This is a genomic window from uncultured Ruminococcus sp., from assembly GCF_934476685.1.
In the GTDB taxonomy this organism is placed as follows: Bacteria; Bacillota; Clostridia; order Oscillospirales; family Ruminococcaceae; genus Hominimerdicola.
This window is the reverse complement of record NZ_CAKSNX010000001.1, coordinates 556,247-570,654: the sequence shown is the minus strand read 5'-3', so window position 1 is coordinate 570,654 and position 14,408 is coordinate 556,247. Positions and strand designations below refer to the sequence as shown.

Genomic DNA, 14,408 nt, shown 5'->3' with positions numbered 1-14,408 from the left:
CCATTTTATTTTCCTCCTTTTTTCTATTATACCACGGCTAAATGTTTTCTGTCTAATTTATTATAGACGATACATTGATTGGTACTCATCAATGCTTGTTTTCTCTTTTGTGCTTAAAATCAGCAACTCCTCGGATTTGTCCGCTGATATTTTGAGTATTTGACTTACGATTTCAATAAGTTCGGATGTGTTGCTTTCGGCATTGGCTGAAACGATTTTCCTCACCTTTCCTATCTGCTTGTTCAAATAAGGCGAAATACTCACCGTATCGAGAATAAAGCGGAGTTCTTCGAGCATTTTCAACTTAACACCCTTACAGGCATATGTCCAAAAAGGCACACCGCTGTTCTCGTCAAAGGTCTTCGACTGCTCAATCAGTGAAATGTAGCCGACCTTCTGCAAGTCCTCAAAAGCCTCAAATGCAAGATTGTATGATTTTGCAAGAGAATGTGCAAGTGCGTATACGTTGCGGTAATTATCCTGAATCAGCTGTTCATTTGTGTTCTTGGTCATTGTTCTTCCCCGATATTTAATGTCTTGTAAAGCGTGTGCTTTTCAAAAAGCTCTTCGAGCGTTTTGTACGTTATCAGATTTCCATTCTCGTCACTTTTGCCCCGAATTGCCTTGTCACGCATGGTTTCAAGGTAGTGCAGAATTTTGTCGTAATCCGCATCCGAAATACTTCCTCGGAATTTCTGCTGATAATATTTGTTCCTCGCCTTGTGGTAGGTCTGGATAATCGGATTGTTCTCAGCCTTTTCCTTGTGCTTGTTTTTCGCGCCAATCTGACGGCAGGTTCTGTTGGGATTTTCGGGAGACTTTTCATTGCAGTAAAACGTCTTGTAGCTGTCAGTCGCAAGGAAAAAACGTCCGCAGTGGTGACAGCGAAAAGGCGCTCTGCCGTGCTGCATTCCTCTGAAAAAATCGTATTGAATAACGCTTTGCGCATTATGAAATTCGCAGGTATCAACCACCCATGTCTTGTCTTTATCATCGGGATCGATCATTCCCGAAACGCCGATATTTACGTCCATGGTTTCACGAACTCTTGCCTTTTCATAGTACGGCACGCTCGCCATCAGCTCACTCGAAAGTGTGGAATATTCGTTAAACGCACCCCACGCAATCGCATAGTTGCTTTCGTCACGTTTCTTAAGCCGTGTAAAATATTCATCTGACATTTCGGCTATGCAGCAGGCAATTATGTAAAGCCCAATCCCGTACCCCGAAAACAACTTTTTGTACCTCTCATACTCCGCAAACTCCTTCGACGTCATATCATACAGCCTGCCGTAGAAAGCCTTGCTCTTCATTATTTCGGCACGCTGTTTTTCTTTTTTCAGGTCAATATTCACATAGCAGTACGGTGGTAAAGTCACCGCAATTTGTTCGATTTCGATTATGCGTTCAACAAATTCCGTCATAGTCTGCTCGTTTTTCATCGCCATATTATTATCTGCAAACCGCGCAAAAGAGACGGTTAAGTCATAAATCTTTTTCATGTCCTCAGCTTTCATATTCAGCAGAGCCGTTGTGATTTCGCCAACCTTCAAAGCTATTTTTGTTGTGAAAATTCTATTCTTGTGAATCAGAAAATAGAAATTAAAAAAGCTGTCGTCAGGCATATCGTAATTCGGATTGTTTGAAATTGCATTGTTCATGTCAAGTACCCCTCAAAAGTGTATCTATAGGTCAGATCTAAAAACCTATATTTATTATATCACACTTTTTCAGATTTGTGGTAACTTTTATTGTACAATTGATATAAGCATTTGAAACCATGTAGTGAATGGATTTTTTGCCTGTAATGCGATTTGATAAATTAGAAAAAATTCGCCTAATTAATATACAGAGCGAATGATCGACGGAATCTTGAAAATTGAATAATCGGTAACCGAATACGTTATTTCTGACGGAGGAGTGATGAACTGTTCCAGCTACTGAAGATGTACGCCATGACTTTTGTATTTCAAAACGAGCGACAAATACAATCTTCAACCTGCATCTAGCAACTGCAGTTGGCGATGAAAATCAGAAACGGATACTTACGTTTCAGCTTGCTGACATTGCACGTTCTCAAGCGTGATACCAACCGTCGCAAGCAATAGGAACGCTGCTCTATGAGCCTGATAAGCTGTCGGGCGTTCGGCTACTGTTTGAAAGCGCAGGACACACCACAACAACTACATAAATTAAAAAGGAGTGATGCCAATGTCAGAAATCATGACAGAAGGAAAAAAAGCAAAACTGATTGATGAAACAGTCTACAATGATCCCTACGTTGTTAAAAGCAATTGCCTTTATGAAATGGTTCAGGTGAAAGATCAGGTCGTTCCAATGAAACTTGCAGACTTTGTTCCCGCACTTATTTCGGAAATCACCAGAGATGACGGCACAGAGCAAAAGAAAATGTTCAAGGTCGGTGCGGTTCACAAGTCGGGAATTAAACTGTCGGAGCAGATTGTTTCCGCAGACGAAATGCAAAACATGAAATGGCTCTTAAACCGCTGGGGTGCATTGGGTGCTGCACAGCCTAAGCAAAACGTGCTAAGTAAAATCTGCCACGCAATTATGTTAACGAAAGGTGAGGTGAAATTTGAAACTATGTATCTCCAAACTGGTTGGAAGAAGATAAACGGTGAGTATGTGTTCCTGATGCCGACGCAGAACAGTCCGTTTACCGTTGAACTGCAGGGCAAGCTGAAAAACTATTCTTTCACTGAAAAGGGTTCGCAGGAGGACTTGATTTACTTGTCTGCAATGCTTGAAAACAGTTTTGCACCGCAGTGTGTTATGCTACCGCTGCTGGCGGTAACGTTTCTGTGTCCGCTCAATCACTTTCTGAAAAGTGCAGGCTGTGAGCCTAAATTCGTGACCGCACTCATAGGCAAGACGGGTAGTCGTAAATCCACACTTGCAGCGCTGTTTCTTTCGTTCTTCGGAAAGTTTTCAGCAAGCGACCTACCGATGTCATTCCACGACACAGCGAATAGCATTTTGAGCAACATATACTATTTAAAAGACGTGTTGACTTGCATTGACGATTTTCATCCGAGCGGAATGTTTCACGAACAGGAGATGAAAAGCATTGCGCAGAATATTTCGCGATACTACGGTGATAGAATTGGTCGTGCGCGACTAAATTCAAAAGCGGAGTTACAATCTTCAAAACCGCCTACAGGCAATGCAATTATCACAGCGGAGTACACTCCTGAAATTTCCGTGTCGGGTTCGGCGAGATACTTCAATATTGAACTTAATGAAAACGATGTTCAGCTTGATGACCTGTCAGAATATCAGCAGTTAGCAAATGACGGAGTGCTGTGTGGGATTATGCAAAGCTACATTGAGTGGATTAAAAATGTGTATCTTGATGATGAAAGTGCTTTTGTAAAAACACTCGAAGATGTGTTTTTGAAATACCGCAAGTTTTATCTGGACAGGCTGTGTGCAAACAGAATTAAGTTTCACAACCGCACACCCGACATGCTTGCACACTTGAAAATCGGGTTTGCATTTCTGCTTGTGTTTCTTAAATCGAAAAATCAAATCAACAAGTCGGAGCTTGATAAATTTGAAAAGGTGTTCGACGAGATCGTTTTGAAAGCTGTGTCTGCAAACGCAGAAATCATCGAGCTTGAAAATCCGACCACTCGCTTCTGTGAGAAACTGAAAAGTCTGCTGGACAGCGGCAGGTGCTATGTAGAAACAAAAGGGCTTGACTCCACGCCCCGTCAGAGAAACTGCATCGGCTTGCAGGACGATGAGCACTACTACCTGTTCGCAGACACAACACACTCCGAGGTGCGAAAGCTGTGCGCCGAGCAGGGCGAGCATTTTTCTATTAGCAAAAATGAGCTACTCCGTCAGCTTCGTAAAGAGGGCTTGCTGCTGTCAAGGACAAGCCGCAACACGGTCTCGGTCAGGGATAACTCCAACACAGTAGTGAATGTGGCGATGCTGAATAAGCTAAAGATGGAAGAACGGCTATCGGGCGATTTGTACCGCCCCACAGCCGAGGTCGGATAGTTTAACCAACGAGCCAACAAAACGCCGCTGTGAGCGATTTGTCGGCGTTTGTGAGCGAGGTACAGCAAGATATTTTTTGCAGAAGGAAGATGAGAAAAATGGAGTAAAATCGGCTGTCGGCATATTGCACGGGCCGGGTAAATTCCAAGCGGTTATGACGTAGAGGAATAAGATTGCAGGTTAAAGCGGCGGGGTCGCCGCATTCACAGCGGACGGCAAAGCCGACCGCAATTGCGAGCGTTTGGGCAAGGTCTTGTGCAGTATTTTAGGGGGTTGTGGTTTTGGTGTGTGTTACCATAAGAGGGCAACGCTGCGAAATCACGACCGAAATATCAGCGAAAGGACAAAGTCGAACAGTATTAAGGAGGCGTTTTCATGGCGAAAAAAGAAAAACAGGCGGTGTGGCTCTACCCGGAAGTAAAAGAACTGCTGACCACTCATATGGCGGCAGCAAATGCAAAGTCGCAGAGCGATTTTATTGAAAAAGCGATCAGGTTTTATGCAGGATATCTTGATTGTAATTCGGAGAATATGACGGAGTATCTCGGTGAAACGGTATCAGCTGTCATTGACGGGATCGTAAAAGGCAGTGAGCAGCGTATCAGCAGAGCATTGTTCAAGCTGGCGGTGCAGTCTGCAATACAGTCGCACATACTTGCGGCGGTGACAGATGTCGATGAAATCGATGTCGGTAAGCTGTACGGAATGTGTACTGAAGATGTGCGCAGGACAAACGGCATTATTGATTTCAGAAATGCCTACAAATATCAGAAGGAGGATTGACCTTGGATAAAATCAGAACAGGGATTTATGTGTCCGGCGATGTGCTTGCAGAGTGTGATGATTATTGTACAAAGCAGGACATCAGCCGTTCGGAACTGATAGAGCAGGCGCTGAAATTGTTTCTTGCAACAAGAGCTATCTCTACCAAGAGTAATGTTCTTGTGCCGGAGCTTGCGGAGTGCATTGCTCAAGCAAGCGATGAAGGCATAACAAAAATATCAAAAGGCTTGTTCAGATATGCAGTCGAGGTTGAAATGCTGATAGCTATTCTCGTAGACACCTTTGAGCTCAGCAAGAACGAGTTGAAGGACATCAGGCGTGAGGCGGTGAACAATGTCAGACGCACAAGAGGAAAGATCAATTTTGATGATCTGATAACAAGAAACTTTGATGAGGGTATAGCCGATGATGAATAATCTGAACAAGCATCGATAGAGTAACGGAACGTGACGAGGTCTCCGATGAGGGGACGAATCCTTACCTCATATTAAGTTGTGTAACAAAACGTTACTGTATGTCAGCTTTACTGACAAGAGAACACGGAATATATTTCCGACATACCAATGGTACAACATTTCACTGTACCCTTGAAAACACTGTGAAAGGACAGATGTAAAAATGAACATCACACATACCATAAGCAGAATTACCAAAACAACAAGGAGAGTGATAATACAATGGCAGAAAACAAAAACGAAACAAAGATCACCATGCTTACGATCAAGGAGGCGGCTGCTCTTGTAAACGGCATGACCGAGTACAGAGTCCGTCAGATGTGCATCAACGATCAAATTCCGCACATAATGGCCGGCAGAAAGTATCTCATCAACAAGGATATTTTTCTGAACTATCTCCGTGGAAAAACATCGTAAGAAATTAGCTCATAGGAAAGATACGAGTATACGGTGGCGCATTTCTCTGGACTTTTCCACCGAGATGTGGTAAAATGTTGTCGGTAGAAATGCGCCATAGTTTTGAAACGGAGGTTTTAATATATATGGCGACTATTAGAAAGCGTCCCAATGGGACTTACGAAATAAAGGTGTCATGCGGTTATGGCGTAGACGGTAAGCAGCGCAATCAGTACAAGAGCTACAAACCTGAGCCTGGTATGACACCTCGGCAGATCGAAAAGGAGGTGCAGCGTCAAGCAATACTTTTCGAGGAGGACTGCAAGCGAGGACAGATAACAGCGGCAGTCAAGTTTGAGACATTTGCCGAACAGTGGTTTGAAGAATATGCAAAGGTCAATCTTCGTCCGACATCGTATTCAAGAATGAAACAACTCACCAAACGCATATACCCTGCACTCGGTCACAAAAGACTTGATAAGATAACCAGTCGAGATGTTCAGAAATTCATCACCGACCTTCTGGTTAACGGCAAGAACATGAACAACGGAAAGCCGCTGTCACGCAAAACGGCGGTGCATCATCTCAGCCTTATCAGCGATGTGTTCAGCTACGCTATCCGTATGGGAATGCTGACTGACAATCCTTGCAGACGGGTGGTTGTTCCAAAATCCGAGCAAGAGGAAAAGCAGATATATACGCTGGACGAGGTAAAAACACTCTACGAACATTTAAGTGACGAGCCTATGAAATACCAAGTGTATCTGCTGCTTGCGATATACAGCGGCTTCAGGCGCAGCGAAATGCTGGGATTGGAATGGAAGGACATCGACTTTGAGAACAGCCTGATCCATGTCCGCAGAACATCTCAGTATACAAAAGAAAAAGGCATATACACCGATACCACTAAGACGCGAAAGTCCAAGCGTGTGTCAAAGTTTCCGCCGTCTATAATGAATCTGCTAAAGCAGTTCAGGACAGAGCAGGCCAAGGAAGCAAAACAGCTCGGTACAAAATGGGAGGGTCACGACAGGCTGTTCACCAAATGGAACGGTGCACCTATGAATCCGCAGACTCCCTTTGAGTGGCTTCAGGGCTACTGCGAGCGTATCGGAATACCGTTCCGAAATATTCACTCTCTACGTCACCTCCATGCCTCGCTACTGATTTTTGAGGGTGTGGACGTTGTAGCGGTGTCCGCAGATATGGGACATAGCGTTGTTGGAACGACCTTAAATTTATATTCCCATATGTTCCAAGAGGCGAGAGCACGCAACTGCGATGCGATAAGCAACGCTCTAAGCTTCACGAACGAGGTTAAAGTGAAAGAAGAAAAGCACTCCGAGGACAGCACAGAGGGCACCTACGAAGATGAGGACGAGCAGGAAGAAGAACAGTTCGGACAAGTTTTCGGGGCATAAAAACAACCGCAGGGCGCAAGCCTTGCGGGGTACATAGAACACAGCCAAGAGGTAGTCGAAAGCGGTTATTTTTAAAATAAGTGGCAGATAAGTGGTTGAGGAGATTTTAGGAAAAAATAAAGTCTCGGAAACCGCGATACTACGCTGTTTCCGAGACTTTGTTGTGGTGACCCGTACGGGAATCGAAAATCTCGGTGCACTTTTTGCGACTTGTCGGGATATGCAGAAAAGCCCGAAAATACGGCATTTTAGAACAATTTACAAAAATTCATTTACACTGTTTTTCGCTAACTTTTTGCCGCCTTAGCGGACAAACAGCGGACAAAATATCCGACATACCCTTGTATGATATTTCGATATGGAGGATAATTTTAGGAGCAGATACAAGAGTAAATAGATCACATACTCCTCAGAAAAAAGACTGTGCCAATTTGGAGACTTGACACCAATACTGTGACGATTACTCACTTCGATACTGATATTCATTATCCTGACAGGATTTCCAAACTTGTTAATTGGAAGCAGACCGACAGTTGCTATCAGGCTGCCGTTCTCAGCGGTGATGCTGAAAAGGTACTCGGTCTGGAGAACTGCTTTGTCTACATGGCGAGAGAGATTATCTTTGAGTGTATGGTTTATATTTGATTGTTTTCGGCTGTGCTTTTAGGCACAGCCGTTTTTAATCAAATAGGTATTTGTATGCAACCATGTTTTCAAATGAGCTGCCAAAACCTAACTCTATCCTTTTTTCATCTTCTTTAGTCCAAAAATCAGACTTATGTTTAAGAATCGTATCTCGATACTTATTTGAATTTATAAAATTACACCACATATAATCAGCAGTATTAATTTTACTATAATCAAACAATTCTGGATTTAACAAAAAATCAAGATAAGGATACTCTTCACAATATTGTGTGAGATAGATCATACTTTCCAAATCAGGAATAATCCCAAGTATATGAAGAACAACTATTGAATTAACAAGCTCTGATTTATTGTCAGGGTACAATATAACACCAGGAGTTTCTTTTCTTGCTTTGAGTTTTTCTTCAAAATACTTTGAAACAACTTCATTATAAGGAATAATCTTTTTTTCAAGATAATCAAATACTTCTTCAGCCCAATTATGCTCAAGATTGTCAATTATCCATTTAGTCCATTTGGTAGGCTCATGTTTTAAAAGAATGTCCTTAAAAACATACGGATAATATGCTTTTTTACGTTCTGAATCACATTTATCAATTATAGCACAACATTTATCATATATTTTTTTATCTGCTTGTGATGAAAGTATATGTATTAGATTGATGTAATCATTTCTCATATCAAGAGGATCAGTCAATAAACACTCATCTATAAGGAGCTCCAACAACTGGTAGTAAGAAGACTCATCAGCATTATAATGTTTATCTGCAAATAGCCATAATGCTTTTAAACAATTTCGCAACATTTTAATACTTATCTTATAATCAGGTGTTACAAGTTTTAAAAATGACAGCAGTATTTGGTGACGCTCATCTTTTGAAAGTTCAACCAATGATAGTAACTTGCCGAACAGATTGATATACTCTGCATATTCTGTAAGCCAAAAAGAACGTATTGATATACAGAAATTATCAAATATCTCAGTAATATTTAATTCATCAATTAATGACAAGCTAAATACTTTATAATACGATAGCCATGAAATAAAGTCTTTGTACTTTACATGGCGTATTATCAAATTAACATCTGTTAGATTTAATGGATATGGTTTTACCTGCGTTCTTCCTAATGCAGGATTTGAAAATTGATATTCATCTGGATAATATGTGCAAAGGATAGCTTTTATGTAAGGCTCGCACATCTTTGAAACATTATTAAACCAATCAAGCATCAGGTAGTTCTTCTTGTAGAAATAATAATAGTCATATACAATAGCCTGAAGTTTGAATAAATCCCCATAGATTGTTCCACCATATTTTGTCATTGTGGTTTTACGCATATAGTATTCTTCATGTTTTATCAAAAGATTGTTCAACGTGTTTATGGCTTTATCATTGTCATTGAAGAGTAATTTTATGAATTCAAATGCTTCACTTTCTGCAGCGGCTGAATCAAGGAGAGTTCTAAGATTATCCAGCTCTTCTTTTTGGCTATTGAAACTTAATAATCTAATTGCTATTAGATTAAATTTCAGTATTGCTATTTGATACTTATCCCTAAGTGTTAAGTATTTGAAATCTCTTTTGTTTATTTTTGCTTCGATATTTGATAATAACTCAAGGCAGATATTGTCTTTTGTTTTATAAATCATTGACTTATAGTATACTTTTTCGAACGTATTATCATTAGTTAATTGTAAACGATATATAATGTCATTGTAAGCCCATATCATTGACATAGTGAACAACTCATCTGTTATTTCTTTTTCTGAAGTTAAATTATAAATAATAGGCTCAGCTAACTTAGGCTTATGATAAATAGAATTGATCCCCGCCTTAATAAAACACTCCTTTATCTTGCTACTCTCATCATCACCTTGTTTGAAAATGGTAAATAGATTGTCATAATCAGAACTATCAATTATGTTTAATGTACCATTCTGTAATTCTGCACCATGTGAAAAAGCACAGATTGAAAGTAAAGTCGAATAACTTATGCGATTAAATGGCTCTATTAATCCAATATTGCTTAATAATGATCTTTTTAACTCAATAATACCAGCCATATAATATGGAAGACGTTCATCTTTTATATAACTTAGGAAAGAAAAAAGAGGCTTGCCAAACCTATTAAGATCACAAGGTGTCTTCTGCTTCATAAAATCGGATACGGATGATAAATCAACAAGTTCAACACCTTTATTGAACCAATAATTTGTCTCTCGCACTTCGTGGTCTATCTTATTTACAGCTAAGTAATGGGGAGGACGTTTTATTTTTAAAGTGTTTGCAAAATAGTTAATATAGCTCATTATTAATTTAAGATTATTGTCGCCTAGTGAATAACCAATAAATAGAATAGTTTTGTCTATAAGAATGGATTTTATGTATATTTCAAGCAATTCATGATTTAATGAATAGGTAAGATAATCATCTTCTTTTAAAACTATATTATCCAGATTATCAATATCACCATGCATCTTTATAATATACTTTCTACCGTGTCTTCCCTTTTCGAGTAGATCATCATCGCTTTTAATAACTGTATAGTTACTAATATTCGGATTCTTAACATCTTCAATAAGATGATCATAATTTGTTGTTATAATATGTTCTGGTTCAAGTGCAACTATTAGTTCATCTAATTCATTTGGGTCATATGATTTACAAAAAACATCATGCAATAATTTCAAATATTCAGTTTTATCCTTTTTTTCATAATAGTATTGAGGTATTTTCAAGAATTCTTCACTTGAAAAGGAGAATTCATGTTGACATGGACGATTGTTAAACATACAAGATACATTACTCTCGTCTCCTTCTGTAGTTGTTAGATATTTAAGTTCACATTTCTCACATATATCGTTATAGCCTATCTCTATGGCGATTTTCTTTACCAAATCCCACCATGAGCACACACCTGAGTTGCGCGATACACCTGCACCTACAAAAATCACAAGTTTGTGTTGTTTATTGATTTCTCGTATTTTTTCAATCTGTTCTATTATTTTTTTCATTATCTTTCCTCATTTGTCATCATGCATATTTTTACTTTGAAATACATATCTCCTATTTTTCCTTTCACTAATAGCAGATAACATCCCAATCTCCACCATTTCTCTAAGAATTTCCTTGACTCTGGTAGGTTTTAAACCAAGTAATCCGCAAGCCTCAGCATTACTGATAGAACCATTTTCTTTGATATAATCAAGAATAAGCGCTTGTTGATGATTTATCGGCGGTTTATCGGCGGTGCCGATATCTGACAGCGGTATTTCTACCTTAAACACATCATCTTCAAACAGAATAGGTTCGCTGTCCGAATACATCTTTGTGTACTTATATAGATTACGAACACCCGAGCCAAGTTCATCAGCTCTTCCGATGTTATTAAAGAATTTAGCAATAACAGGATTCTTCGGATAAGGTGTGGTCGTAGCGAGAATACGACCGTAATGATAGGTCTTGTTTGCATTCTCAGTCAGTATCCCGCCTTTTTTTATTATTATCTTAGCGGGGTAGGGATTTGAATACTCACGGTGCATAAGAATATTGCTGACTATCTCACGAGAAATTATACTGCGAACACTGATACGCTGTGTTCCGTCAAGAAAGAATTTATCATCTATGTGACGGCATACGAAGTCCGTAAGGCGATCATAGCTGTCAATCAGATTGGTTCGCACATCGTCACGGTCATCGTAGCGATCCATGTTCACTTCACGATATATAGCATCTGTTCTGTATGCAGGCAGACAGGACTGTATTGTTTCGTCTTTTCCAAATAGAAGAACAGCAGCAAGATTAAAGCCTTCCTGTCCCGTTGTAAAGTCACGCTCATAAAGACCTGCGCTGCGAAGTATGCCCATATCGTCAAGCTCAATCCAAGAATGATTAGCATCCTTGCTTTTCGCAAGATTGCGTACACGCTTCATCAGCGACATATCAAGATTGTCGATGGTGAGATAGGGAAGTATCTTCTTCTCGGTGAAATCAGTCTGCTTTCGCATATACAGCTCGGACATCTGTGTGGTGTTATTGCTGATATTGATATCAGCATCACCAATGCGATCATAAGTGATCTTGTTGCAGGTGTGGACCTGGGAACTTCTCGGCACATACACATAGAGAATGATTTTGCCGTCAATCTCAACTTCCTCGGCAGAAAGATAAAGCGTGGGGGAGATTTTCGCGGATTATTGAGCATATTCGAGAAATTTTTGCGCATTCCCTTGACGGTATTGGGATTTACACCGATGATCTCACCGTTATCGGAAACGCCCATAAGAATATGACCACCGAAACGATTAGAGAAAGAGCATACAGTGGGATATACCTCCGATGCGACTTCGTTCTTGCATTCCTTGAATTCTATTGTTACACCTTCGCCCTGTGAGATTAGGTCGAGTATCATTTCTTTGGTCATGGTTTTACTCCTATTAAATTAGTCAAGTATATCAAATGTATCCATCATAAGCTTAATTAGCTCTTTGGCCATTTCTTTATCAACTTGAATAGACTGACTTATTTTGTCCTTCATTTCTCTTGTAGGACTTCCATAGGTATCAATCTGAAAATATTTCTTTCCATCGCTTGTAAATATAGTATACGTTGCTCGAACTTTGCTATGTACACTGTTTCTATCTTTATCAAGCTTTTTTATATTATCCTTTGTTATTAATGCCATATCTATTCTCCTTTAATCTCAGAAATAAGATGAGTTAGCCTGTACTCGTTGATTTCACATTCCCAAACTACAATAACTTTCCAGCCTTTTTCTCTCATTTGATCATGATATTTTTTGTCACGGTTCTTGTTATTTATGAGTTTATTAGTCCAATACTCTGTGTTTGATTTAGGCCATACAAAATTATCACAATCGTGCATATGCCAAAAGCAGCCATTGATATAGATAGCTGTCTTATACTTAGGCAGTATAATGTCAGGCTTTCCAGGATACCTTTTATCATTTTTTCTAAACCTAAAGCCATTGCGATGAAGGAAACATCTAACTATGATCTCAGGTTTGGTATCCTTGCTCCGAATATGAGACATATTCTTACTGCGGACTTCTTTACTATGATTATCAGCCATTTTTCTTTTTATCCAAGTATAATGCAAGATGTTCAGCGATAGCTTTGGCAAGTATCGGAGGGACTGCATTGCCGACCTGTTGATACTGTGAATCTTTTGTTCCGCAGAAAACAAAAGAATCAGGGAATGTTTGAAGTCTGGCAGCTTCTCTTACACTAACAGCCCTGTTTATAGTGGGATGAATCCACATAGATTTACGAACGTTAAGAACTGTACCCGACGGCTTTTCATAGTTTAAGCGCTGGTAAATAGTATTCTGCGTACGGCTAATGTCTGTATATGTGTTTTCTTTTAATTCCGCATCGAGGGAATGGAAATTCTCTCCCTGACTAAGTGCCTCAAAGCGCGCTTTTGCAACTGCTCTTGTTTGAGTAATTATATGATTGTAAAGTCTGTTGCTGTCTCTGAGAAAAGGAGTGAGCGAAGTGGGTTCAAAATCGTCTGTTAATTCAACTCCATTATCTTCTGATGGCTCAAACACTGTTTGTACGTTTTCAATATCCTTTATGGCATCTTTCACTGTCCTGTAATTATCTTCTGTAAATGTTCCTATTGGCATTTCAATTGTTTTTGCTATCTTCTTCTTTATTCCAATAAATACAAAACGGTTTCTTCTCTGCGGCGCGCCAAATTCTAATGCATTCAGTACTCCCATGTTAAAAGTGTAGTTTCCAAGCATCTTAGTGATATATTCAAGAACAGAATATGACTGTATAACAGCTGTAATACCGTTCTGGCAAATAATCTCATCTATTTGCAGTTCATTATCATAGATTTCCTTTATTCGTGAGAGACATCTTTGAATCATAATTGTTTTCTCAATGCGTTTTACTACCTGATCTGCATCTATTATTTCATCAAAGAAGTCAAAAATGGCCTCTGCTGCTGCGTCGAAACATTCATATACTCCATTATTATCAGCCTGTTTTATCTTTTCTGCAAGTTTAAGATACTTTTTCTGATAGCGGTATAAAGCTTCTCTGCACTTCTTCAGGTTTTTTCGCTGACGATATGCAATGTTAAGCAGCTTGTAATCTTCCTCAGGCCAAAGCCTTGACTCGACTTCATGCAAACTGTGAATATCCTCGGCGATTTCCTCGGAAAAATATTTTTCTTCTAAGAGCAGAATCTCTGATGGAGTAGTTTCAATATTATATTCGTCAATTATCTCTGTCTCATCTGTACGCAAGTAAAATTTATGAACGTCAGATTTAAGCATTTCAACGTTCTCCATGACAAATGCTTTGGGTTCCAATTCCATAACAGCTCTTACATATTGTTTCACGAGCATATTATTTTGACTTATAACATGGTTCTTTTGTCTGTTAGCCATTGAAAATCCCTGGCAAGGTGGGCCGCCTATAACCACATCTATCTTTCCAAGCTTCTTCCTGAGTTTTGCGAAGTCAGCTGAACATACATCTGAGAACACTTCCGTTCCAGGATGATTCTTTTTATAAGTTTTCTGTGCATTTTGATTTATTTCAAATGCGGCAGCAATTTCATATTTGCCTGTTTTCTTAAAGCCCAGGCTCAGGCCTCCGGCACCGGCAAACAAATCAATTACCTTATGCATTTCACTA

General features: G+C 39.5%; 14 protein-coding genes. 6 read left to right on the top strand and 8 right to left on the bottom strand.

All coding sequences use genetic code 11. From position 1 onward, the window contains the following. Positions 1-60: 60 nt before the first annotated feature. Positions 61-513, bottom strand: a complete 453-nt coding sequence (locus Q0E19_RS02560; RefSeq protein ID WP_294407000.1) for a sigma factor — start codon at positions 511-513, stop codon at positions 61-63. Beyond that, positions 510-1,448 (bottom strand): DUF6076 domain-containing protein, encoded by a 939-nt coding sequence (locus Q0E19_RS02555; protein WP_294406999.1) that lies wholly within the window; start codon positions 1,446-1,448, stop codon positions 510-512. The genes Q0E19_RS02560 and Q0E19_RS02555 overlap by 4 nt, the downstream gene beginning before the upstream one ends. Before the next feature lie 763 nt (positions 1,449-2,211). Between Q0E19_RS02555 and Q0E19_RS02550 the strand changes: the two genes are divergently transcribed. From Q0E19_RS02550 to Q0E19_RS02525, 6 genes are all read left to right on the top strand, one after another. Next, the gene (locus Q0E19_RS02550) at positions 2,212-4,029 is read left to right on the top strand and encodes a DUF927 domain-containing protein (RefSeq protein ID WP_294406998.1); all 1,818 of its coding nucleotides are present in this window, start codon (positions 2,212-2,214) and stop codon (positions 4,027-4,029) included. A gap of 375 nt (positions 4,030-4,404) precedes the next feature. After that, a complete protein-coding gene (locus tag Q0E19_RS02545; RefSeq protein WP_294406997.1) occupies positions 4,405-4,812 on the top strand; it encodes a hypothetical protein in 408 nt (135 codons plus the stop codon). A gap of 2 nt (positions 4,813-4,814) precedes the next feature. Further along, complete coding sequence (locus Q0E19_RS02540) at positions 4,815-5,228, top strand: hypothetical protein (protein WP_117857591.1); 414 nt, start codon at positions 4,815-4,817, stop codon at positions 5,226-5,228. Positions 5,229-5,489: 261 nt separating this feature from the next. Continuing rightward, entirely contained in the window at positions 5,490-5,684 is a 195-nt protein-coding gene (locus tag Q0E19_RS02535; RefSeq protein ID WP_022286567.1) for a helix-turn-helix domain-containing protein, read from the top strand. 125 nt (positions 5,685-5,809) lie between these two features. Then, the gene (locus tag Q0E19_RS02530) at positions 5,810-7,084 is read left to right on the top strand and encodes a site-specific integrase (RefSeq protein WP_294406988.1); all 1,275 of its coding nucleotides are present in this window, start codon (positions 5,810-5,812) and stop codon (positions 7,082-7,084) included. 423 nt (positions 7,085-7,507) lie between these two features. Then, entirely contained in the window at positions 7,508-7,729 is a 222-nt protein-coding gene (locus Q0E19_RS02525; RefSeq protein WP_294406986.1) for a hypothetical protein, read from the top strand. 34 nt (positions 7,730-7,763) lie between these two features. Here the strand turns inward: Q0E19_RS02525 and Q0E19_RS02520 are convergent, their stop codons facing one another. From Q0E19_RS02520 to Q0E19_RS02495, 6 genes are read right to left on the bottom strand one after another with little or no spacing between them, the layout of a single operon-like run. Next, positions 7,764-10,748, bottom strand: coding sequence for an SIR2 family protein (locus Q0E19_RS02520; RefSeq protein ID WP_294406984.1), 2,985 nt, complete (start codon positions 10,746-10,748; stop codon positions 7,764-7,766). Between the two features lie 9 nt (positions 10,749-10,757). Continuing rightward, entirely contained in the window at positions 10,758-11,741 is a 984-nt protein-coding gene (locus Q0E19_RS02515; protein ID WP_294406982.1) for a winged helix-turn-helix transcriptional regulator, read from the bottom strand. After that, a complete protein-coding gene (locus Q0E19_RS02510) occupies positions 11,666-12,157 on the bottom strand; it encodes an RNA-binding domain-containing protein (RefSeq protein ID WP_294406980.1) in 492 nt (163 codons plus the stop codon). Before Q0E19_RS02510 ends, Q0E19_RS02515 begins: the two co-directional genes overlap by 76 nt. Before the next feature lie 18 nt (positions 12,158-12,175). Then, a complete protein-coding gene (locus tag Q0E19_RS02505; protein WP_294406978.1) occupies positions 12,176-12,418 on the bottom strand; it encodes a methionyl-tRNA formyltransferase in 243 nt (80 codons plus the stop codon). Between the two features lie 2 nt (positions 12,419-12,420). After that, positions 12,421-12,786 (bottom strand): DNA mismatch endonuclease Vsr, encoded by a 366-nt coding sequence (vsr, locus tag Q0E19_RS02500; protein ID WP_365904428.1) that lies wholly within the window; start codon positions 12,784-12,786, stop codon positions 12,421-12,423. A 31-nt stretch (positions 12,787-12,817) separates the two neighbouring features. Further along, a complete protein-coding gene (locus Q0E19_RS02495) occupies positions 12,818-14,401 on the bottom strand; it encodes a DNA cytosine methyltransferase (protein WP_294406973.1) in 1,584 nt (527 codons plus the stop codon). Positions 14,402-14,408: the final 7 nt, after the last annotated feature.

What these genes read in the sequence shown, in the direction of transcription:
- Q0E19_RS02560 (WP_294407000.1), bottom strand. Translation starts at nt 513, where the DNA reads ATGACCAAGAACACAAATGAACAGCTGATTCAGGATAATTACCGCAAC.
- Q0E19_RS02555 (WP_294406999.1), bottom strand. Translation starts at nt 1,448, where the DNA reads ATGGCGATGAAAAACGAGCAGACTATGACGGAATTTGTTGAACGCATA.
- Q0E19_RS02550 (WP_294406998.1), top strand. Translation starts at nt 2,212, where the DNA reads ATGTCAGAAATCATGACAGAAGGAAAAAAAGCAAAACTGATTGATGAA.
- Q0E19_RS02545 (WP_294406997.1), top strand. Translation starts at nt 4,405, where the DNA reads ATGGCGAAAAAAGAAAAACAGGCGGTGTGGCTCTACCCGGAAGTAAAA.
- Q0E19_RS02535 (WP_022286567.1), top strand. Translation starts at nt 5,490, where the DNA reads ATGGCAGAAAACAAAAACGAAACAAAGATCACCATGCTTACGATCAAG.
- Q0E19_RS02530 (WP_294406988.1), top strand. Translation starts at nt 5,810, where the DNA reads ATGGCGACTATTAGAAAGCGTCCCAATGGGACTTACGAAATAAAGGTG.
- Q0E19_RS02520 (WP_294406984.1), bottom strand. Translation starts at nt 10,748, where the DNA reads ATGAAAAAAATAATAGAACAGATTGAAAAAATACGAGAAATCAATAAA.
- Q0E19_RS02515 (WP_294406982.1), bottom strand. Translation starts at nt 11,741, where the DNA reads ATGCGAAAGCAGACTGATTTCACCGAGAAGAAGATACTTCCCTATCTC.
- Q0E19_RS02510 (WP_294406980.1), bottom strand. Translation starts at nt 12,157, where the DNA reads ATGACCAAAGAAATGATACTCGACCTAATCTCACAGGGCGAAGGTGTA.
- Q0E19_RS02505 (WP_294406978.1), bottom strand. Translation starts at nt 12,418, where the DNA reads ATGGCATTAATAACAAAGGATAATATAAAAAAGCTTGATAAAGATAGA.
- vsr (WP_365904428.1), bottom strand. Translation starts at nt 12,786, where the DNA reads ATGTCTCATATTCGGAGCAAGGATACCAAACCTGAGATCATAGTTAGA.
- Q0E19_RS02495 (WP_294406973.1), bottom strand. Translation starts at nt 14,401, where the DNA reads ATGCATAAGGTAATTGATTTGTTTGCCGGTGCCGGAGGCCTGAGCCTG.